At 65.0% G+C, this 20288-nt stretch carries 26 protein-coding genes; 24 read left to right on the top strand and 2 right to left on the bottom strand.

The genetic code is table 11. The annotated features are described in order from the left end of the window. Positions 1 to 485: 485 nt before the first annotated feature. Positions 486 to 1505, top strand: a complete 1020-nt coding sequence (locus KQY30_RS25815) for a P22 phage major capsid protein family protein (RefSeq protein WP_217308887.1) — start codon at positions 486 to 488, stop codon at positions 1503 to 1505. Positions 1506 to 1527: 22 nt separating this feature from the next. Here KQY30_RS25815 and KQY30_RS25810 read toward each other — a convergent pair whose 3' ends face one another. Then, a complete protein-coding gene (locus KQY30_RS25810; protein WP_217308886.1) occupies positions 1528 to 2655 on the bottom strand; it encodes an ATP-binding protein in 1128 nt (375 codons plus the stop codon). A 52-nt stretch (positions 2656 to 2707) separates the two neighbouring features. On the opposite strand from KQY30_RS25810, the gene KQY30_RS25805 reads away from it, so the two are divergent. The 14 genes from KQY30_RS25805 to KQY30_RS25740 all read left to right on the top strand — a co-directional run bounded on the left by KQY30_RS25805 (position 2708) and on the right by KQY30_RS25740 (position 14784). After that, positions 2708 to 3151 (top strand): hypothetical protein, encoded by a 444-nt coding sequence (locus tag KQY30_RS25805; protein WP_217308885.1) that lies wholly within the window; start codon positions 2708 to 2710, stop codon positions 3149 to 3151. After that, positions 3148 to 3483, top strand: coding sequence for a phage head-tail adapter protein (locus KQY30_RS25800; RefSeq protein ID WP_217308884.1), 336 nt, complete (start codon positions 3148 to 3150; stop codon positions 3481 to 3483). Before KQY30_RS25805 ends, KQY30_RS25800 begins: the two co-directional genes overlap by 4 nt. A gap of 8 nt (positions 3484 to 3491) precedes the next feature. Further along, positions 3492 to 3851, top strand: coding sequence for a DUF5403 family protein (locus KQY30_RS25795; protein WP_254407327.1), 360 nt, complete (start codon positions 3492 to 3494; stop codon positions 3849 to 3851). After that, positions 3851 to 4351 carry a hypothetical protein gene (locus KQY30_RS25790; RefSeq protein ID WP_217308882.1) on the top strand — a complete coding sequence of 167 codons (501 nt, stop codon included), beginning with the start codon at positions 3851 to 3853 and terminating at the stop codon, positions 4349 to 4351. Before KQY30_RS25795 ends, KQY30_RS25790 begins: the two co-directional genes overlap by 1 nt. 73 nt (positions 4352 to 4424) lie before the next feature. Beyond that, positions 4425 to 5165, top strand: a complete 741-nt coding sequence (locus KQY30_RS25785; protein ID WP_217308881.1) for a hypothetical protein — start codon at positions 4425 to 4427, stop codon at positions 5163 to 5165. Positions 5166 to 5216: 51 nt separating this feature from the next. Beyond that, positions 5217 to 5555: a phage tail assembly protein gene (locus KQY30_RS25780; RefSeq protein WP_217308880.1), complete on the top strand. Its 339-nt coding sequence runs from the start codon at positions 5217 to 5219 to the stop codon at positions 5553 to 5555. Between the two features lie 65 nt (positions 5556 to 5620). Next, positions 5621 to 5929: a hypothetical protein gene (locus KQY30_RS25775; RefSeq protein ID WP_217308879.1), complete on the top strand. Its 309-nt coding sequence runs from the start codon at positions 5621 to 5623 to the stop codon at positions 5927 to 5929. Between the two features lie 3 nt (positions 5930 to 5932). Further along, the gene (locus tag KQY30_RS25770) at positions 5933 to 9244 is read left to right on the top strand and encodes a hypothetical protein (protein WP_217308878.1); all 3312 of its coding nucleotides are present in this window, start codon (positions 5933 to 5935) and stop codon (positions 9242 to 9244) included. 288 nt (positions 9245 to 9532) lie between these two features. Continuing rightward, the gene (locus tag KQY30_RS25765) at positions 9533 to 10087 is read left to right on the top strand and encodes a hypothetical protein (protein WP_367997437.1); all 555 of its coding nucleotides are present in this window, start codon (positions 9533 to 9535) and stop codon (positions 10085 to 10087) included. 1 nt (position 10088) lies between these two features. Further along, positions 10089 to 12047: a siphovirus ReqiPepy6 Gp37-like family protein gene (locus tag KQY30_RS36710; RefSeq protein WP_367997487.1), complete on the top strand. Its 1959-nt coding sequence runs from the start codon at positions 10089 to 10091 to the stop codon at positions 12045 to 12047. Between the two features lie 78 nt (positions 12048 to 12125). Further along, positions 12126 to 13376, top strand: a complete 1251-nt coding sequence (locus tag KQY30_RS25755) for a tail fiber domain-containing protein (protein WP_217308877.1) — start codon at positions 12126 to 12128, stop codon at positions 13374 to 13376. Continuing rightward, a complete protein-coding gene (locus KQY30_RS25750; protein WP_217308876.1) occupies positions 13373 to 13708 on the top strand; it encodes a DUF2746 domain-containing protein in 336 nt (111 codons plus the stop codon). Before KQY30_RS25755 ends, KQY30_RS25750 begins: the two co-directional genes overlap by 4 nt. Before the next feature lie 66 nt (positions 13709 to 13774). Beyond that, on the top strand, positions 13775 to 14578 hold the full coding sequence (locus KQY30_RS25745) for a CHAP domain-containing protein (RefSeq protein ID WP_217308875.1): 804 nt from the start codon (positions 13775 to 13777) through the stop codon (positions 14576 to 14578). Next, a complete protein-coding gene (locus KQY30_RS25740) occupies positions 14575 to 14784 on the top strand; it encodes a hypothetical protein (RefSeq protein ID WP_217308874.1) in 210 nt (69 codons plus the stop codon). Before KQY30_RS25745 ends, KQY30_RS25740 begins: the two co-directional genes overlap by 4 nt. 46 nt (positions 14785 to 14830) lie before the next feature. On the opposite strand, the gene KQY30_RS25735 is transcribed toward KQY30_RS25740, so the two are convergent. Next, positions 14831 to 15184, bottom strand: a complete 354-nt coding sequence (locus KQY30_RS25735; RefSeq protein WP_217308873.1) for a hypothetical protein — start codon at positions 15182 to 15184, stop codon at positions 14831 to 14833. Between the two features lie 123 nt (positions 15185 to 15307). Between KQY30_RS25735 and KQY30_RS25730 the strand changes: the two genes are divergently transcribed. From KQY30_RS25730 to KQY30_RS25690, 9 genes are all read left to right on the top strand, one after another. Continuing rightward, on the top strand, positions 15308 to 15778 hold the full coding sequence (locus tag KQY30_RS25730) for a cytochrome P450 (protein WP_217308872.1): 471 nt from the start codon (positions 15308 to 15310) through the stop codon (positions 15776 to 15778). Between the two features lie 245 nt (positions 15779 to 16023). Beyond that, positions 16024 to 16290 carry a hypothetical protein gene (locus tag KQY30_RS25725; RefSeq protein WP_217308871.1) on the top strand — a complete coding sequence of 89 codons (267 nt, stop codon included), beginning with the start codon at positions 16024 to 16026 and terminating at the stop codon, positions 16288 to 16290. Between the two features lie 202 nt (positions 16291 to 16492). After that, positions 16493 to 17230 (top strand): hypothetical protein, encoded by a 738-nt coding sequence (locus KQY30_RS25720; protein ID WP_254407325.1) that lies wholly within the window; start codon positions 16493 to 16495, stop codon positions 17228 to 17230. Positions 17231 to 17305: 75 nt separating this feature from the next. Next, positions 17306 to 17755 (top strand): hypothetical protein, encoded by a 450-nt coding sequence (locus KQY30_RS25715; protein ID WP_217308870.1) that lies wholly within the window; start codon positions 17306 to 17308, stop codon positions 17753 to 17755. Positions 17756 to 17888: 133 nt separating this feature from the next. After that, complete coding sequence (locus KQY30_RS25710) at positions 17889 to 18311, top strand: hypothetical protein (protein ID WP_254407324.1); 423 nt, start codon at positions 17889 to 17891, stop codon at positions 18309 to 18311. A gap of 69 nt (positions 18312 to 18380) precedes the next feature. Continuing rightward, on the top strand, positions 18381 to 19244 hold the full coding sequence (locus KQY30_RS25705; RefSeq protein WP_217308868.1) for an AAA family ATPase: 864 nt from the start codon (positions 18381 to 18383) through the stop codon (positions 19242 to 19244). A 12-nt stretch (positions 19245 to 19256) separates the two neighbouring features. Beyond that, the gene (locus KQY30_RS25700) at positions 19257 to 19637 is read left to right on the top strand and encodes a hypothetical protein (RefSeq protein ID WP_217308867.1); all 381 of its coding nucleotides are present in this window, start codon (positions 19257 to 19259) and stop codon (positions 19635 to 19637) included. Then, positions 19634 to 19780, top strand: a complete 147-nt coding sequence (locus KQY30_RS25695; protein WP_217308866.1) for a hypothetical protein — start codon at positions 19634 to 19636, stop codon at positions 19778 to 19780. The genes KQY30_RS25700 and KQY30_RS25695 overlap by 4 nt, the downstream gene beginning before the upstream one ends. Positions 19781 to 19976: 196 nt before the next feature. Further along, a complete protein-coding gene (locus KQY30_RS25690; protein ID WP_217311321.1) occupies positions 19977 to 20282 on the top strand; it encodes a CHC2 zinc finger domain-containing protein in 306 nt (101 codons plus the stop codon). Positions 20283 to 20288: the final 6 nt, after the last annotated feature.

Genomic DNA, 20288 nt, shown 5'->3' with positions numbered 1-20288 from the left:
CGATGGCGAACGCCCCTGCGAAAGTAACAGCCCCGTAGCGCAGGGCATCCCATGCCCCGCTTCCCGTGAACGCCGCCAATACAACGGCCGTCAACGCCACTACGGCAGAAGTCAGCAGAACAATCACAACGTAGTGCGCCTTGCAGCCCGGTGCGCTCACTCGCGCAGTCCCTTCATCAGGTGAGACCGCCTCGGCGCGCAGGAGCACCAGGAGACGGCCTCACTACGGCCAATCACTGATGCCCTGCGCCAGGTTGCTCTCCTAGCGCTCTCCCGCTCTCTCATAACGGAGCCAATGGCTTCCGGTGCCCCGGGAGATTCGGGAGGGCACGTGCCGACGCTAGCGCCCGCAAGGTCGCGCGGGCAAGCCCGCTGGTCACCCCAATCCCACCCCTTGAACCCCCTCGCCCCACAGTGGGTGCCGAACGCCGGAGGTTGTCGAAATTCCCACCGCTCAGCATCAGGTCGTCAAGCCGCAGAAGCTCGTGAACACAGCAGTCGGCATGCTCGAACAGGAGCTACTCATCCCGAACCTGTTCCAGAAGCAGGGGATCGACCAGTTCAAGGGTGCCGACAACGACACCATCAGCATGAAGGTCGAGGGAATCCTCCCCTTCCACGACTACGCGTGGCGCAACGACCGCAGCACGCCGATCCAGTTCGATGAGTACAGCGAACGCAAGATCGCCGTCACCTTCGGTGGCAACTCATACAGCGCAGTGAAGCTCACCGACGAGCAGAACGACTTCGACATCGATCAGTGGAGCAAGCTGCTCCGCCCGCAGGTCAAGGCCGTATCACGCGGCCTTCAACGCCGAGCCGTGAAGACCCTGACCAGCCAGCAGTACGCCGTCACAATCGGCAACGCGAGTCAGAACCTTCGCAGCGCGCTGATCGAGGCGCGGCGCGTTCTCAATGCGTTCCACGCACCGAAGGAGGGCCGCTACCTCCTCGTCGGCTCCGACTTCGAGTCGGCGCTTCTAAACGACGAGAAGCTCAACCTGGCCCAGAATGTCGGTGACTCGGAGGCTGAATCGGCTCTTCGCACTGCGACGCTGGGCGAACGGTTCGGTTTCCGCATCGTGGTCGACCAGACAATCCCAAGCGATGCGGCCTACGCCTTCGCCAGCTCCGGCTTCATCTTCCTTTCCGGCGCCCCTTCCGTACCGCAGTCCGTTCCCTACGGCGCGACGACTTCCTTTGAAGGAATCGCCCTGCGCTGGATTCGCGACTACGACTCCCTGTACTTGCAGGATCGTTCCGTCGTGAATACGTATAACGGATTCCGGTCCGTGACAGACATTCTCGTCGGCTGGGACGAGGTGAACGAGAAGGAAGTCATCAGCTCACAGGAGCACTTCGTACGAGGCATCAGGATTCAGCTCGACGGCATGTCGGACTATCCGGCTGCGGCCTCTGAACTCGCAAAGATCACCGGTGTCTCGGACACGAAGGTGTGGACCCCAACCGGCCGCGCCGCCGAAACCGACCCCGCCAACACCTGATCTAGGCTGGAGAGCGCAGGCTTTAGTCCTCGTTATCCAGCCCGCGTACCTCGCCCCTCCGCAGTAGCGCCCTTCCGGCGGCCATCGTCGCGTGGATCGATGGGGCGGTGATGGGGATTGATGCTTCTCCGCACCTGCGGACGATGCTGATGAATGCCCCCTCAACCGCCCCGTCGACGATGGCCCCGTGGACAAGGAATGGCTTCAATTCCTCCGGCTGCGGGGGCAGGCTCAGTACGACAAGCATGCCTTTCCCGTGCGGCACCATCTCGATATTCAAGTAATCAGGGGGCGGGTACAGGTGCTGCTCAATCGCTATCTCATATTTCCTCTGCATACGAGCATCCAGGGGAACCGGCTGTACAGCCTTAATGATTTCTCCGCTCGGAACCTTCTTGGCTTTCATCCCGACCACAATTACGCCGCCGTGCTCGGCGTTCGCGAATCTAGCCACGGCCTGAGCAAGGGAAATTTTTCCTGAGCGTTCCGACAGGTCGTAGTGGTCGACCTTTACATCCAGCCATGGCCCCTCTGGCTGACCGATTAGCAGATCACCCTTCTCCGCCCTGAGCAAGCTGACAGCGGTCTCCCTAGTGAGTACACCCCCTTGTAGAGCATCTATGAAGGCCAGTACATCTTGGCCGATCGCATGCATGTCAGCCAAGCTCTTGCCGCGAATCGGCGTGCGGATGTGGACTTCAGTGAAGTACGGGGGTGCAGAGCCGACATTCGGATGAGCCCCCACATGGAGCAGCTCGCACCCCAGTCGCTCCAGCATGAGGGTTAGAGACTCTTTGTAGGCTTCTGCCTCTCCGTCGTCATAGCCCTCATCAAGGTAGTCATCCAGCCATACCGTCAAAGACAGGCGAAGCTGTCCCTTGTTCAGAGAAAACGCGATCCCGCTCGGCGGCGCCTCGTCATCCAAATACTCCTCAGGTACGTCCGCCACCGCAAGGTCTACCTCGCCTCCGCAAGGGTCCCCCCACATGTATTTGCAGTAGGACCGGAGGGCCGTCTGCAAGTCGGTGGCTGTTACGTCTCCCAAGTCACTTTCATGGGCGATAAAGCCGTCTGCCGTGTCCCTCATCGGCCAGTCTCTTTTGCTCGTGATGAGCGACTCGCCTCCGCGTTCCATCTTTACGGTTCGCATCACACCCCCTCACGGAATACGATAACGGAGGTTCCCAGTTCCGTACGCAAATTTGGATGAACTGAAGGGCCGCCTCGACTGGGAGTTGGACGAAGACGAGCTGCGCATCGCAACCGGCGCGCTGGACGATGCCTCCGACCTAGCCGCCACCTACGGCCGCGAGTGGCCCGAGGGGACCGTTCCGCGCCTGGTGCGCACGCTGGTCCTGAAGGCCGCGGCGCGGTACATGCGCAACCCGAACGGCTATACACAGAGCCGGGCCGGGGACGAGACCCTCGCTTGGTCCGACGCACACGGCCGTGACGCCGGGTCCGTCTACTTCACGCGCGAGGAGATCCGGCTCCTGGAAGACCTCGCCGGGCGCAAGCGCGGTATCTCCAGCGTGATCGTCTCCGCGTGGGGCACAAAGCCCAGGCGCGGTGCCGGCGGATACGTACCGGTGGACTACAGCGGCGACGGCTTCCCCCTCTTCGGTGACGAGATGAGCCCCTGGTGAGCGTCCAACGAAGGCGCGGCCAGAAGGCCCGCGTCTGGAAGACGACCGAGATCGTCGACAACCGGGGCAACACAGTGATCGTCGCGGACCCGGAGGGGCCGATCGAGGTCACCGCGGCTTTCATTCCTCAGCGCAGCGCGCGGGCAGAGGTACCCGGTCAGCAACAGATCAACGTAACGCGGATGATCGTGGACTCCCATCTCGAAGGCGTTTCTCTCTGGTCCCTGGTCGAACACGCGGGCCGTCAGTGGGACGTAGTTTCTCCGCCCGCCTATCACCATGGCGACCGCCGGACCCGGCATTGGTCGATCGACATCCGGGAGCGGCCCTGATGGTTTTCATGTACGCCAAGACCCCTCGCGTCCTGTCCCGGCACCAGGACGTGCAAGACGAGCTGGAACGCGTTGCCTTCGAGATCGCTGTCAGGGCCGAGGAGATCCTCATTCAGCACCGTGCCGATGGTGACTCCTCGATCGAGGTCGAAGAGGGTGACGTGGATAAATACGTTGTTCTGAGCGACGAGCGCGGGCAGAAGGCGGCTCTCAGTATCGAGTACGGTCGCGCGGCTTCCACAGTGACCCGCAAGGACGCCTTCGGCAATGAATTCGAAGTTGAAGTCCCGGGGATGGACGGCCTGTATGTGCTGGCGACGGCATCCGGTCTTCCGAAGAAACGCAAGGGCAGGGTGAAGCTCGACTAGTGGCCGGCGTACCCGATCACATCAAGGCGCTCGCCGAACTCAGCCCCGTCGAAGACCTGTTGCTCTCCATCCTGCGGGACCGGTTGCCGGGTATCCGTGTGAAGTCTCTCGTCGACCAGCATGAGATGTTCCCGCTGGTCCTTATTCGCCGCGATCCCTCGTTCGGCGCGTGGAGCGGAGATACCCGTTTCACCGACGCGGCCCGGGTCGTCATCAACTGCTTCGCGCAGGACCCGGACGGAGACGAGGACGCGGCGATCCTCTCCGAGGCTGTGCGAGTCGTCCTACGGGACGCCTGGCTGAACAACGTGGCCGTACCCGGGCGAGGCCACATCACCCGCGTGGACATGAACAGTTCGCCGCGACGAGCCTCGGACTGGGCCACCGCGACGGGGCCGGTGCAGTACGCGAATCTCCCCACGGGCGTGTGGAGGTACGAGTCGATTTACGACATCCAGATCAGGAAGCCGCGCACGCGTCCCTATCCCCTCCCTCAGTAACCATTCCGCACAGGACCCCGGTCAGCTTTCCAGCGGCCGGGGTCTTTAGCGTGCGCGAGTAAGGACTCCCTCTTTGCCCATAAACGACGCCGCGACACTAGTCGTCGGATCCGGTAACTACCTCACCGCCCCGACCGGCACCCCGATGCCGGATGACCTTCTGGTCCCGGTGTCTCCTTGGCAGAACGTCGGCCACACCAGCCTTGAAGACGTCTTCGGAATCACCTCCGAAGGTGGCGAGGCCACCACCATCGGCACGCTTCAGAACAAGTCTCTCCGCACGAAATACAGCGCGAGAACCGAAACAATGACGTTTACGCTGCAACAGCTCGACGCCGCGGCACTACGTCTCTACTTCGGTGCGAACGCCCCAATCCTGCCGGACGGCAGCGTGGGTGTCCCAGCCAATCCGCAGCCCACCCAAGCCGCCTTCATGGCGATTTTCATCGATGGCGAGAACCACTTCGCCTTCTATGTTCCGAAGGCAGAGATCTACCGCAACGACGACATGGCCATCGGCGACACGGAATCCCTCGCAGGCTTGCCCCTCGGAGTTAAGCCGATGACGTTCGGATCCAACTCATGGACGTACGCGGTCACTCCGCTTGGCGGCACAGTCGCGACCGGCGCGACCGCAGGCATTCCCGGGTCCTTCACTCCGGCCGGCGCGGTCGCCCCGGCGAACCTGGCCGAACTGGTCTCGGTGATCGCCACCCCGTCGACCGCATGGACGACCGGACAATACGTCATCCTCGGCGACTCCTCGAAGGCGTCCTGGTCCGGCTCCGCCTGGGTGACCGACCCCGCGGCCTGACCTCCCGGGTCCGCTTTCCGTTCTCTTCACTCCCCCGGAGGTTCCGCAACCATGGCTTCTTACTCTCTCGACGAAATCCGCGCCGCAGCCGAGGCCCGGTACGGCAGCACGGACATCGTGCTCGGCGCCAGCACGGTGCGGCTGCTCAACCCGTTGCGACTGCCGAAGCAGAAGCGCGACGACCTCACTGACCTACAGGACAAGCTCAGTGCCGAGGACGCCGATCAGGAAGCGCTCATGTCCGAGGCGATCCGGCTCGTCGCCGACTCCGGCAAGGCCGCTGACAAGCTGCTCAGCGCGGTCAGCGGTGACCTCGCCGTCCTGGCGGAGATCTTCGACCGCTATGGCAAGGGAACCCAGGTGGGGGAAGCCTCGGCCTCTGCCGCCTGATCGACCAGTACGGGGAGGGCCTCTACCCCGATCTGCTGCATCACTTCGGCGTCGATCTGACCGAGGTGATCGCCGGACGGGGACCCTCGCCCGCGCTGGTCCTCGCGCTTGTGCGGAGGCTCCCCGACACGTCCCTGACCGTCGCCCTGGCTTCGGGCGGCAGGGAGTTCTTCGGCTGGGGTCAGGACCGCCACCTCACTGCGGACCTCTACGACGCCATCAACGCCAACACCCGGGCCACAGGTCAGTGGGGCAGAGGTAAGGCCCCGAAGATCCCCCCGTATCCGCGCCCCAAGAAGGCCACGGCGAAGAGGACCGACAAGCGCCGCCCCATATCGGTGGCCGAGATCTACAAGCGGTTCACGGGGAGGTAGCCCATGCCTGCGGGCCAGGTGATCGGGCGCATCTCTGTGCGCGTCCTACCGGACACCTCCGACTTCAAAGAAGAGGCGAAGAAGCAGCTTCGCCGTATCGAGCAACAGCTCACGGTCACGATCAATACGAAGATCGACACGACCGGCGCGCGGAGAGGCGTCCTCGAAGCTGTCCGGGACATCAACCGAGACAACAAGGTCGACTCCCGGAAGATCCGCTTCTACACAAAGATCGCCACCGATGGCATGGCAACGGCCGTACGCCAAGCGGCCCGTGAACTCCAGAACCGGGCGAACAGCCAGAAGGTCGCCTTCAAGGTCGACGACCTCAAGGCCACCGGCAGGATCGAGGTGGAACTCGACCAGCGCTCTGCGGATCAGACCAAGCAGAAACTCAAGGATTGGCTCGACGACGTCTCACCGTTGAAGGTGAGGGTCGAGCTTGACATCGCCAACGGGACCGGTGCCGCAGTGTCTGCGCGGCTGCAAGTCCTCACCCGCCCCCGGACGGTGCCGATCGTCCCCGAGCTGGACAACACGGCCGTCCTGAAGGTGGCGACAGCCCTGGCCGCGCTGTCCGGAGCACGGGTCCTGAACAACATCTTCGAGAAGCTCGGCAACACCATCAAGAACCTCGACAAGAGCGTCCCGATCATCGGTTCGCTCTCGCTTGCGGTTGCCGGCCTCGCTGGGTGGGGGCTCTCGGCGGCCTCCAACTTGGCTGCCCTGTCGGCGTCGCTCGCCTCGATCGGCGCGACCGCGCTCCTTCTGCCCGGCCTGCTCGGCGGCATGGCGGTCGGCCTCGGCGTCACCATCGCCGCCTTCCGAGACTTCAACAAGATCCTTCCTGAGGTCAAGGCGGCCCTGTCGGGTCTCCAAGACTCGATCAGCGAGAACTTCTGGGCCAAGGCCGCGGAGCCCATCCGCACGATGGTCGACGAACTCCTCCCGGAGTTCACGGCCGGGGTCGCCCAGACCTCCATCCAACTCGGTGGATTTTTCGCTGGTTTCTCCACATCTCTACAGGGCGCGCTGAACCCGGCCTTGACGCAGATGTTCACGGACCTGTCCGCGTCGATCACCGTCGCGACCACAGGTACGGGCGCCTTCGCAAACATCATCGCTGTCCTCGGCCGGGTCGGCACGTCCTACCTGCCCGCGCTGGCTCAGTGGTTCGTCGACATCAGCACACGGTTCTCCGACTTCCTCACAAGGTCGGAGGGGAACGGCAACCTCAAGGGCTGGATCGACGAGGGCATTCAGGCCCTCAAGGATCTCGGCTCGGTTCTCCTGAATGTTGGCGGCATCCTGGCCAGCATCGCGCGGGCGGCCGAGGCCGCGGGTGGCTCCTCGCTGGGGATGCTCGCCGACACCCTCGCCCGTATCCACAGCGTTGTGGACAGCTCGGGCTTTCAGGCCGGGCTCGTTGGTGTCTTCTCGGCCGCGCATCAGGCGATGCAGCAGATCGCGACCGTCTCCGGTCCTGCGGTCGAATCCCTGTTCACGATGCTGGCGGGGCTGCTGACGGCCGTCCTGCCACAGGTGGGCGCCATCATCGGCCAGGCCCTCTCGGCGGTGGCCGGCGCGCTGGCTCAGCCCGCGATCTTCTCGGGCGTCGTCGCATTGCTCAACGGGCTCCAGCTCGCCGTCATGGCGCTGGCCCCCGCGATGGCCCCGCTCGGCCAGGCGCTCGGTGCGCTGATGACGGTCGTCGGTGCGTTCGCCGCGATGCTCGGCCCGCTCGTCGCCGCCGCGCTCGTACCGCTTGCCCAGGCGTTCACAGCGCTGGCCCCCTCAATCATCCCGATTGTTCAGCTCCTCGGCGGCGCGCTCACCACGGCCATACAGGCGCTCGCCCCGATCGTCGCCCAACTGGTCCCGGTCGTCGGCGCGATGCTGGCTGCGGCGTTCGGTCTGCTCCAAGCGATCCTGCCCGTCGTTGCCCAGTTGTTCCAGCAGATCGTCACGGCGGTGGCCCCGCTGGTCCAACAGCTCATCTCCGGACTCGCGCCGGTCCTGCCCGTGATCGCCGGGTTCATCTCCCAGGTGCTCACCGCGCTGATGCCGGTGGTCTCGATCCTGATCGAGATCGTCTCGGCCGTCATCACCCCGCTGATCCCGATGCTCCAGAGCATCGTCTCGGCGATCCTGCCTCCGCTCGCGGACGCGTTTCAGCGCGTTGCCGAAGCTGTGCAGCCCCTCCTTGAGGCGCTGCTCGCGGTCGTCAACTTCTTGATGCCGATCCTGGTACCGGTGATCCAGTTCGTCATCCAGATCTTGGGCGGCGCGCTCGTCGCCTGCATCAACGGTGTCGCCTTGGTCCTCGAAGGATTCGTTGAGTTCTTCAAGGGCGTCTGGAACACGGTCAAGGGCGTTTTCGAGATCTTCTGGGGTCTCTTCGAGGGCATCTTCACAGGCAACTGGGACACCTTCAAGCAGGGGTTCGAGGATCTGTGGGACGGCATCCTCGGGATGCTCAAGGGCGTCTGGGACGTGATCCTCGGTGCGCTGGAAGTCTTCCTAAACGCCGGAATTCTCGGTCTAGCGGGCAAGGCGCTCAAGGCGATTCGCGCCCTGTGGGACGCGGCCTGGGGCGGCATCCGCATGGCGGGCGTCGTCATCTGGGACGCCATCAAATCGGCGTTCACCGGATTCGGCTCCACCCTGTCGGGCCTCGGCAGTTCGATGATGTCCGGCCTCGGCCGGCTCTTCTCGGCGGGCTGGGAAGCAATCAAGTCGGCGGCCGGTTCTGCGATGTCCGCCCTGGGGCGGGCCATCTCTACCGGCGTCACGAACGCGATCAGATTCGTCAGGGAACTGCCCGGCCGGGCGAGGGCCGCTCTTTCGAGCCTCGGCTCCACGCTCGTCAGCGCGGGCAAAGCCCTGATCCGCGGCTTCATCGACGGCATCACCTCGATGTTCGGCACGGTGAAAGACAAGCTCGGGTCGCTGACGTCCAAACTGACCGACTGGAAAGGTCCAGAGTCCCTCGACCGGGTGCTCCTGGTGGGCGCCGGCCAACTCGTCATCGACGGGTTCATCAAGGGCCTCGAATCCCGGTACGACGCCGTTCGCAAGTCACTCAGCGGACTGACCGACGAGGTGGCGGACACCTCGTTCGCCTTGCCAAGCATGAGGCAGACCGGTGCTTCGCACGCCATCAACACGGCCCTGTCCACCGCGCTGAACGCCCGCTCCGAAGGGGGCGGCGGCACGACGCGGGTTCTCAACTACTACGCGGCCCCGGGCTCCTCCCTCGACTCCGAGGAGGACCTCTTCGCCGCAGCCAACAGGGCACGAATGGCGGGGTGGTGAGTGACTGCGCTCCTGCTGGAAACCCCAGGCGATCAGCTCGACCTCAACGAGGTCGCCAAGACCGGTGTCGGGTACCAAGCCACCGCAGGGCTCACCGGTCTCGGCCTGCCACCCGTCGCAGTTCAGTGGTTGGAGGGGGCCGGGGACGGCGCACGCTACCGAGGCCAACGGGCCCTGTCCCGGACCCTTGACATGCCGTTGGACATCGTGGGTCGCGACAGGCGACACCTCGGCACACTCGTCTCCCGACTGGCTCGGGCTGTCGCCGGCCCCTGCACACTCGTCGCAGTGGACGACGAGGGCGCACGTTGGTCCACATCGATTGTCCGCACGGGCGGCGGAGACATAGAGCTGGACGGTGGGTACGACGTTGAGACCGTGATCACTTGGCGGGCACCTGACCCCTTCTTCACGGCCGACAAGGTCTCTAGACAGGCGGTCGGCGGCGACGCCGGCACGCCTTTCCTGTCTGCGATGGCCTCTCTTCCGCTTGCCGCTTCGCAGGCCATTGGGGAGATACAGCTCGACAACACCGGAGACGCCGATGCCTACCCGGTGTGGGAGATCTACGGGCCGGGCCGGGACCTCACCCTGACAGCACCGGACGGCGATGTCCTGCGGTGGGCTGGAGTCCTCACCTCGACAGAGCGGCTCACGGTCGACACGCGCGCCGGAACGGTCACGGACGGCCAGGGCGTGAACCGGTACGCCGATCTCGCGTCGGCGCCTCGCTTCTGGACGGTGCCGCCTGGGCTGTCGACCGCCAACGTGCAGCTCCTCGACACCACGGCGGCCTCGAAGATCGTGTGTTCCTGGAGGCCGCGGCGATGGTTGGTGATCTGAACTGAAACTCGCGGATCTCACAGTCGAGGTCAGGGACAAGACCCTGACCCGTATCGGCCTCATCCGCCCCGAAGACCTCGCTTTCGAGGTCGCAAACGCCTTCAACAACGTCGGTACGTGGAAACTGACAATGGCCTCGGAACACCCGCTCGCGAGCGCGCTCCGCACACCGGGGGCCGGGCTGATCGTCACAGGCCCCGGCGACGTGCTGATATCCGGGCCGGTTGTCTCCTCCCAGTACGCGGCCACCCCGGAGGACCGGCGCGGGAGCATCGTCTTCGACGGGGTCTCCGACTCGGTGATCCTCGCCGACATACTCGCCTGGCCCCAGCCCTCCAATCCCGACGTAACCACCCAGGCGGCCGGGCATGACGAGCGCACCGGACCGGCCGAAACCCTGATGCACGCCTATGTCTCCGCGAACTGCGGGCCCCTCGCACCTGCGGCTCGACGCAAGGCTGGGTTGATCATGGGCGTGGACCAGGGACGAGGCCCGGTCATCTCCAAGTCGGCCCGCTTCCCCACCCTGGGCGAACTGCTCACAGCCATCGCAGTCGTCGCGGACCTCGGCTTCCGTATCGTCCAGCGCGGGAGCCAACTCGTCTTCGAGACATACCAGGTAATCGACCGGACGAAGGAGGTACGGCTCGACGTCCTGGCCGGCAGCCTCGCCGGTCAACGCGTCTCGGTCTCAACACCCGGGGCAACCCGAGTGATCGTCGCAGGCCAAGGTGCACAGGTAGACCGGACGTTTGTGCCCGTCGATAACACGACCTCGGTCGGCGCCGAGGAGGACTGGGGCCGCCGCATTGAGCGCTTCGTCGACCAGCGCAACACCGACAACCTCGATGAACTCACCCAGGCTGGCAACGAGGTCCTGGCGGACGAAGGCTTCACGGCGACCGCCGTGCAGGCCGTACCGGTCGAGGACTCCACAGCCGAGTTCGGCGTCGACTGGGGCCTCGGTGATCGCGTGACCGTGATCGCGGGAGGCGAGGAGCTGACAGCACCCGTCACCGGGATGGTCATCAAGGCCAATGACAGTGGCTTCCAGGCCGGAGCCCTGCTTGGTGACCCGAATGCTTTCGATCCGAACTCGGCTTCCGGGCAACGCTCGCAGAGCACCGAACAGCGCGTTTCCGCGCTGGAGAGGACATCCGAGGGGGGAGGGACGGGCGGCACTCCCGGGCCGCAGGGGCCCAAGGGCGATCCCGGTGTCATCCAATCCGTCAACGGATTCAGTGCGCCGAGCATTACGCTCACCGCGGCCGATGTCGGCGCTTCGCCTGCTGCGCACACGCACACCGCCGCGCAGGTAGGAGCCATCGCTACAACCGCGAGGGGCACTGCGAATGGCGTGGCCTCGCTCGACGGGGCGGGCAAGGTCCCTCTCACCGAGCTACCCGAGGTGTTCCTCCCAAGCGATCTCGGCCTCAAGTCCTGGGCATTCGACCCCGGCTTGGGAATGTCCGACTACAAGTACCCCTCGTCCGGGTCGCTCCGCATCACAGCCGTACCGATCCACGCCACCACCACGGTGTCAAAGATCGTCTGGCACGTCTTCGGGTACGCAGGCGGCCTTCTGGCGGGCAGCAACGCAGGCATCTTCAACTCGGCCGGCACGCGCGTTGCTCTGGTCGGCGACATGACTGGAGAGACCAAGCTCCCCGGCGTCCACAACATCGGGGGCGCCACGGTCGCCGCCCCACTCACCGCGAGCGTGTCACTGCCTCCGGGCATCTACTACGTGGCCTGGTGGTTCAAATACACGACGAGCCCGATCGACGGCCCCGCACTGCTCGTTGCCGACTCGGCCGCGAGCGCTCCACCGGGCCGGTTCGGGCTGAACAACGTCCACCGGTTCGGTGTGATCGGCTCCGTGTCGAGCTTCCCGAGCACGCTCAACTTCGCTGCGTTCGAAGGCGGCCCGAACCGCTTCTGGGTCGCCCTTGCAGCATGAGCCCGCCAACCCCTCGCCCCTCCACCGACCTCCGCGCATGCCGGGGGCTTTTCCGTTGCCACAGAAAGGAACTGCTTAGTGGCAAAAAGCTCGTACCCCTTCGATGGGCAGGCCGCGACCGAATCCCAGTACAGCCGCCTCTTCCGCGAATTTCAGGACTCGGGAGTCGTCGGGTCGGCGGAAAGCACCGATCTCAAAGTCTTCGCGGACGGGTCCGGCATGAAGGTCTTCGTGCAGCCCGGCTTCGCAATTCTGCGCGGGCACGCCTTCTTCTCCACGGGCATCGAGCCACTCGATATCGCGGCAGCCGACAGCTCGGAGCGCCGGGATCGCGTGGTGCTCCGGCTCGATCCCACCGCGAACAGCATCGCCCTGACGGTTCTGGAGGGGGTGGCCGGTGGCGAAGCGATCGATGTGACACAGACCGACACCGGCATCTACGAGTTGTCACTCGGCCTCGTCCGAGTTTCGCCCGGTGTCACGAACGTTGCGGCTGACGCCATCATTGAGGGGCGACGCTATTCCGGCTCACGCGTCGGCACGTGGACCACGAACACTCGGCCGGCCACTCCTCGCGTCAGTCAGCTCGGACTCAACCGGACCACGAAGGCGTGGGAGTACTGGGATGGCGCGGCCTGGGCCGACCTCGCGCCCACGGTTACGTGGTCGAACATCTCCGGCCGTCCCACGGCCTTCGCCCCCGCAGCGCACTCTCATGGCTGGAGCGATCTCACCGACAAACCGACGACCTTTCCGCCATCGAGCCATACGCACGACTGGGGAGCGGTATCGGGGAAGCCGACGACCTTTCCGCCCGTCACCCACTCGCACTCGTGGTCGTCCATCACGGGCCGCCCCTCTACCTTCGCGCCGAGTTCACACTCCCACGGTTCGTATCTGGAAGCGGGCGACACCATCTCTTGGGCCAACGGCACCAAGCGGGTTCACAACGACAGTGTGAGCGGCTCGGGCACGTACTACGCCGTATGGGTGCAGGGGGACGGAACCTTCGCGCGGAACACCAGCTCGCTCAGGTTCAAGCAGAACGTGCGGGACCACGGCATCGCCCCCAAGGCCGTCCTTGCACTGCGCCCGCGGATCTACGACCGGCGCCCGAAGGAGGGCTCGGACGACTATCAGCGGAACGAGTTCGGCCTGATCGCTGAGGAAGTCGCCGAGCATCTCCCGGAGATCGTCACCCGAGACGAGAACGGCATAGTCGACGCCCTTCGGTACGACCTCCTCGGGGTGGCGCTCCTGCCTGTCGTCCAAAACCAGGCGAAGCGGATCGAGCGCTTGGAGGCCCTCGTCGAAGAGCTGAGGCAGTGAGTCTCGACCCCTCCGTTCAAGTCGCTGCCGTCTCGGCGGGCGGAATGATCGTTGCCGCTGGATTCGGCGTCCTGGTCGAGCTGCTGCGCCGCCAGGGCAGCACCATCGCCGAAGTTGCCGAGCACGCGCAGGAAGCCCGTGAGCAGGTCGTCAACACCCACTCGACGAATCTCCGCGACGACTTGGACCGAGTCCTCGCGGACCTCGGCCGCGTACTCGAAGGCCAGGCCGAGCACAGCCGCAGCATCACCGCCCTGCGCACCGAGCTGGCGCACGAACGCGCCGAACGCCTCGCCGTCGCCGAACGACTGGACGAGCACATAGCCAACTAGCCCCATTCTCATTGGCCCTGCCACACACGGTGGCAGGGCCTTTCGTGTGTCCTAAGGAGCAAAAGCATGGGCGAAGCCCAGAAGATCATCGGCATAGCCAAGGCCGAGAACGGCTACCGAGAAGGCCAGAAGTCCGGCCACTGGAACAACAACCAGAAGTATTCGGATCAGGTCCCCGGACTGGAGTGGAGTGACTTCCAGCCCTGGTGCGCCACGTTCGTTTCGTGGTGCGCGATGAAGGCCGGCCTCGCTGGCCTGTACCCGCGTACGGCTTCGTGCGAGAGCGGGGTGGCCTGGTTCAAGCAGCGCAAGCGGTTCAGCGCATATCCGGCGGTGGGGGCCCAGGTCTTCTACGGCTCGGGAGGCGGATCGCACACCGGCCTTGTCTACAACTACGACGACACCTACATCTACACGGTGGAAGGCAACACCAACGCGAACGGCTCCGCCGAGGGTGACGGCGTCTATCTGAAGAAGCGGAAGCGCCGGGATACATACGTGTTCGGATACGGCTACCCGGCTTTCGCCGAGGGCATCACATCCGCTGACCCGGCATGGAAGAAGCAGGCCCCGAAGCCTGCCAAGCCGAGCGCCCCGGCGAAGCCCGCTTCGGCCATCGTCGCACTGGCATCCGCCGTGAAGCCCGGTGCTCGGCACAAGCAGGTGAAGGAGCTTCAGCAGCTCCTCATCAAGGCTGGTTACGGCCCGATTCCAGGCTCCGTGACCGATCTGTACGGGCCCGAGACCCAGAAGGCCGTAGGACGCTTCCACAACAAGAACCCCAAGTACCGGAGTAAGGGAAAGTCATACGACCCTGCGATCGGACCGAGCGGTTTCAAGGAGCTTCAGAAGGAGGCGGGACGCAAGTGAGCAAGATCCGCGGCCCGATCGCGGCCGTTGTGAACGCTCTCCCGGTGCGCTATCGCACCAGAGTGGGAGCCGTCATAGCCGCTCTAGGCGTCCTCGTCAGCATCGGGGCCGTCGTCTTCACTGACCAGCCCGAGGTGGCCGTGATCGTGCAGTTCCTGACCGCGCTCGGCGTGGTCGTCCCGGACGACTCCGAGGACGCAGAGTAGCTCGAAGCCCCCGCTGGCCCGCTTGGCTGGCGGGGGCTTCTCGTCGTTACGCCTTGCCGGCCGCCTTGGCGGCGTTGATCTCGTCGATCGTCATCTCCGGCGTCTTGCTGTGCCCGCGAGACGCAGACTTCTTCGCCTGGGCCTTCTTCGCCGGGGCCTTCTTGGCAGCGGTCTTCTTCGCCGGGGCCCTCTTCACCGTGGCCTTGGCGGCGGGTGCAGGCGAAGCGGGGGTGTCCTCCGGCCGGGACTCGGTGAGCACCCCCTCGAACGCTTCCGCGTGGTCGATGCACCGGTCGGTTTCGCCCGCGCGGCCATCGTCGTCTGTAATGGTGTACTTCTTGGTGGGCACCCCGACACGCTTGCACGTGTCGCACACCCGAACTTTCACTTCGACGAGCACAACCCTTACACCTGCTCACTGGTCTCTGCTTGACGGGCTCAACTCTTACATGGCACAGTAGAGCCAGCGTGATCGGACCATCCCATTCACGCTGCTTGACGACGCCATCAAGGGAAGGACGACATGCCGGCCAGGTCCAAGGTACAGAACACGGGCGAAGCCGTCCGCTGGATCGAGGAGGGCAAGTCCTACTCCTGGATTGTCGCGAAGTACCTTGAGAAGTACGGCATTGAAACGACCACCTCAATGTGGGCAACCTTTCGACACCGCCAGGGACTCGATCGGCAGATCACCAGGGACACAGACTTGATTCCGTGGGCTGTCGACACTAAGCACCGTTGGAAGTATCCGCTGACAATGCTGCGTTATGAAGCGCGGAGTCGAGCGGGGCACGAACTTAAGCCTGACCAGCGAGAACGCCTCGACAACTGGAAGGCGACGCTGGAAGAGAAGAACCGGGTCGTCTACTACGACCCCGACACCGAGGCCGGTTTCTTTCTCGTGCCGCGCGAAGAGACGGACACTGACCTGATTCGCGCGCCGAAGGAACTCAAGGCGAAAGGGAAAGCGGCCGAGGTGAAGACGGAAGACTGAAAGGGCCCCGCTGCGGGGCCCTTTCTCGTTGCACCGAAATCAGCCCCAGGGATGACATCCCTGGGGCTTCGTCGTACCCGAGGCGGAGCGTCAACCCCTCCCATACGGCACTAGGCGGAGGGGATGCTTCCGGTAGTTTTTGAAAGGGTTGACCTTGCCGTCCTCGACAGGCGAGACAACTAGGGAACAGGAATCGAACGAACGCCGGGGCTGGGGACGCGTCGGTGAGGGAGAGGAGCCAGTGCATGACGCACGGCCGTGGGGCGGACTCCGGGACTGTCGACCAGCCGAGGACTGCTCGGCTGATCTGTCGCCCGGGTGTCACGCTCTACGTCGACGAGGAGCAGCTCGACTTCCACATCACGGCGAGCCCCGACCACACGACGGAGGACCTCACCGAAGTCCTTCGGGCCGCCGAAGCTCTGGGCCTGAGCCTGCTCGACCAAGACGATTGTGAGCCGGAAGTCCTGCCGGACGACTCCATTCGTCTCTACTTGAAGTCCATCGCCTGACCATCCGGAGGTACCGAGAGTGCCGCTTGACCTGAAAGAGCTACCGACCCCGAGTCCGAGCGTCCCCCGCGACGGATGGGGTCGCCCCCTGGTCGTCCCGAAGGGCGGAGGGAAGCCGCGGAGCCTGACCCGTACCACCACGTTCATCGACTGCATCGAAGACAAGTCGGCATTGTCCGACTGGCGCCAACGCATGACACTGATGGGGACCGCGAGGCGCCCCGCCCTCCTGGACATGGTGAGGCAACTCGACCCGGACGACGCGAGTGACAAGCGTCGCCTGAACACCCTCGCCGAACAGGCGGCCGACCTCGCAGGGGCCAGCGTGAAGCGGAAGAGAGGCACTCACCTGCACGCCCTGTCGGAGTACGTCGACCGAGGCGAGGAGCTGCCCGCCAGCAGCTCGCCGAGCGACGTTGCGGACATGGCCGCCTACAAGGTGGAGACCGTCGACTTCGACGTGGTGGCGGTCGAACAGTTCGTCGTGGTCGATGAACTCGGAGCGGGGGGCACGTTCGACCGCATGCTCCGGTACTCCGGGCCCGGCCCCGACGGAGAGCACATCGAGGGCCTGTTCATCGGCGACCTGAAGACCGGATCGGTGCGGCACGGCCGCCTGAAGATGGCAGCCCAGCTCGCCGTCTACTCGCGCGGAGAGTTGTACGACCACACGCTGTGCCCCGTGGACGACGGTGACAAGAAGGCGCTCGCGGCCTGGAAGAAGTCGGTGGTGCCGGCCAACGTGGCATCCGCCGCGTACGCCCCCGTCCCGGCCGTGAACAAGGACTGGGGCATCATCATCCACCTGCCCGCCGGGGAAGCGCGCTGCACCCTGTACTGGGCGGATCTCCGCCTCGGCTGGGAGGCCGCGCGGTTGGCGCTGGACCTCCGCCGGATGCGATCCGCGAAGGGTGCCCTGGTTCAGTTCAACCAACGCTAGCTTCTGCTCGACGATTGAGATAGTGTGGCAATGGCCGCAGAGTCCGCGCGGCGAGAACAGAGAGGGGCGCAGCGAGTGGCCAACGAAGGCCGATCTACCACCGTCACCATCAAGTACGGCCGGGGCCATGACGACTCGTGGGCCGTATTTCGCGGCAGCCCGGTCGAGGTCCGCAAGGACATCACGGATTTTTTCAGCCTCGATGGTAATAGTGTGGCGAGTCTCTCGCTACACGAACTCGTCGTCGAGGCCGGCCAGATCGCGCAGAGCACGACAACCGTGGTGAAGGGGCTGAACGCACAGATCGTGCCCCAGACCACCCCGGAGCCCACCGCCGCGGGGAAGGCGGCAGAGGCGACCCCAGCCGCCGCGCAGTCGACGGTCAGCGCGGTACTTGAGCAGATCGCGGCCTGCAAGAACACGGACGAGCTGCGGCGGCTGTGGGCGACGAACCAGACCGCCTTCGGCGACCAGGCAGTCATGGACGTCTGGAAGGCGCGCGGTCGGGCCCTCAAGGGTTCGTAATGGCCCGCCGCATCCTCAGTGCGGCTGTAGCCGCCTATATCGCAGCGGGCTCGCTCATACTCCGCGCTCCCGCGCAGCACCACCCGTACCCCGTTCACCGACAGAGTGGAGACCAGTAGTGCCCCTGAACCTCATGGACATCCCAACCGCTAACGGTGGCTGGTTCAAGCCAAAGGAAGTAGCCGATGCGGTCGCGATTCTCGTGGAGGTCAAGGCATTCGACCGGCAGCGGCCGACGCCCAACGGACCGAAGGACTCAGTTCTGTGTGATGTGACCGTCTTCAAGACCCCGGAACAGCTCGAAAGGCTCGCGCCCGAGGTCTCGAAGGGGCAGCGCATCGAGCAGACCGTTCTTGCCCGCGATCTCGAAACCGTCGTCGGCGGTGCCGTCCTAGTCACCGTGGCGCAAGTACCCGCGACAAAGCCGGGCGCGCACCCGGCGTGGGTCTGGAGGCAGATAACCGACCCGGGCATTCGCAATCAGGTCGTCACCTATGCCTCTCAGCGGGACGCGGCGGTCGACGCGGCCGTGACGGACGCTCCCGACTTCGACTGAGCAGTGGCCAGTACGGGGGCGGTCGCCCTGGCCGCCCCCGGCTTCACCGATGGAAGGAGGCACCGCGGAGTGCTCACCCCTGCAAGGTCCCTGACTCTGCACTCGGAGTCGGGCAAGGAACTTCCTCGCGTCGAGGCGTTCGACGCGCTCTACAACCTCGGCTGCCGGCCCCGGCACGGCGAAGTCGTGATGATCGCTGGCCGAAGCGGCACCCAGAAGTCCGGGCTGGCCCTGTTCTGGGTCGCCAGCATGAACCTGCCGACGCTGTACTTCAGCGCTGACATGAGTGCCTTCACTGCGTCCTCCCGACTCGCGAGCCTGGCGACCGGCGACACGACCGAGATGGTCGAGGCGGGGATGGCCGAGGGCGGCCGGTACCGCGAGACGTACCTCAACGCGCTGAGTGGTAGCCGGATCACCTTCTCGTTCGGCTCGCCGATCACCTGGCGGGCCGTCGACGAGGAACTGGAAGCGTACGTCGAGCTGTGGAACGCGTATCCGGCCGTGCTGGTCTTTGACAACTTGATGGACTTCGAGGGCGCCGAGAGCGACTACAACGAGCAGATGGCGGTGATGAGCGGGCTGGCTGAGCTGGCTCGTGCCACCGAGGCCACGGTCATTGTCCTCCATCACGCATCCGACAAGTCATGGGAAGCCAAGAGCGATCCGTGGACCCCGCCCAGCCGGGACCAGGTGAAGGGTGGCCTGAGCGAGAAGCCCGAGCTGTCGCTCTCCGTCGCGCTCGACCCGACTTCGCTCGAATTCAAGATCGCTGTGATCAAACAAAGGATGGGCCCGAGTGACCCGACCGCGCGTCGGTACGCGACGCTGCGGTGCCATCCGGAGACCACGAGGTTCTCCAAGCTGGAACCCCGCCTCCCATCCCAGCCCGCGGCCCGCGCGTGGTCGCCGCTCGACGCCTTGAGGCAGTGAGGATTGTAAGAGTTGAACGACGTAGCAGCGCGGAACCGCAGGAACAAGCGGAGGGGTGCGGACTGGGAAGCGGAAATCCGCGACCGGCTCCGAGAGGCCAGGGTCGACATCGAACGGCTGCGGCTGGTCGGCAAGGACGACGAGGGCGATCACGTCGTGCGCTGGGACGACGGCCGACACCTGGTCATCGAGGCCAAGAACGCCGCCTTCGAGCCGGGCGCGTTCATCAAAGAGGCCGTCCGGGAGCGCGACAACTTCGCGCTCCACCGTGGCCTGGAGCCGAAGGACGTGGACGTGATCGTGATCGTCCGCCGCCGGGGAGCGAGCTGGCGCCGGGCGTACGTCCTGACCACCGTCGAGGAGTATTTCGACTTGCCACCGGAGGCGGCATGAGGCTCTTCGAGGAAATCGCCGAGCACAGGCGACTGGCCCGCGAGCTGGCCGAACTCCTGGACGAGACCAACGAACCGGACGGTCTGACCGAGCTGGGCTGGGACAGCGAGAGCGACTGCTTCAGGGGCCGGCGGGTCGCATGACCGAATTCGACGCTGAACTCCTCCTCGCCAAAGAGGAGTTCTTCGACATCAACACGCGCGACCTGGATTGGATGCTCCCGTGAGGTTTGGCCACCCGGGGCGCCGCACCTTCGACGACGAGGACGGCACGAGGCCGACCTTGGAAGCAGTGCTCGAACACTACGAGGTCGGCTTCAACCCACACCGGTCCTACGGCATGGCCCGCTGCCCCCTGCACCAGGACAACACCCCCTCACTCTCCTACAACCTCGACCGGCAGGTGTGGAAGTGCCACTCCTGCCACAAGGGCGGAGACAGCTACGAACTGATCATGGAAAAGGAGCCGACCACCTTTGTCGGAGCGAAATCCCTTGCGGCCTCTCTCGCCCTCGCAGTGCGCGACGCTGGAGGAGGCGACGAGCACCTATCAGGCAGCGCTTACGGCAGACGCCGCTCGGTACCTTCTCGCTCGCGGGATCGGGCCAGCCGAGGCGGATACGTTCCGGCTTGGCGTCGTCGCTGACCCCGC

Origin of the sequence: Streptomyces sp. GMY02, assembly GCF_019056675.1 — a bacterium.
GTDB lineage: Bacteria > Actinomycetota > Actinomycetes > Streptomycetales > Streptomycetaceae > Streptomyces > Streptomyces odonnellii.
The sequence above is the reverse complement of the archived record's forward strand: the minus strand, read 5'-3'. Positions and strand labels throughout refer to the sequence as shown.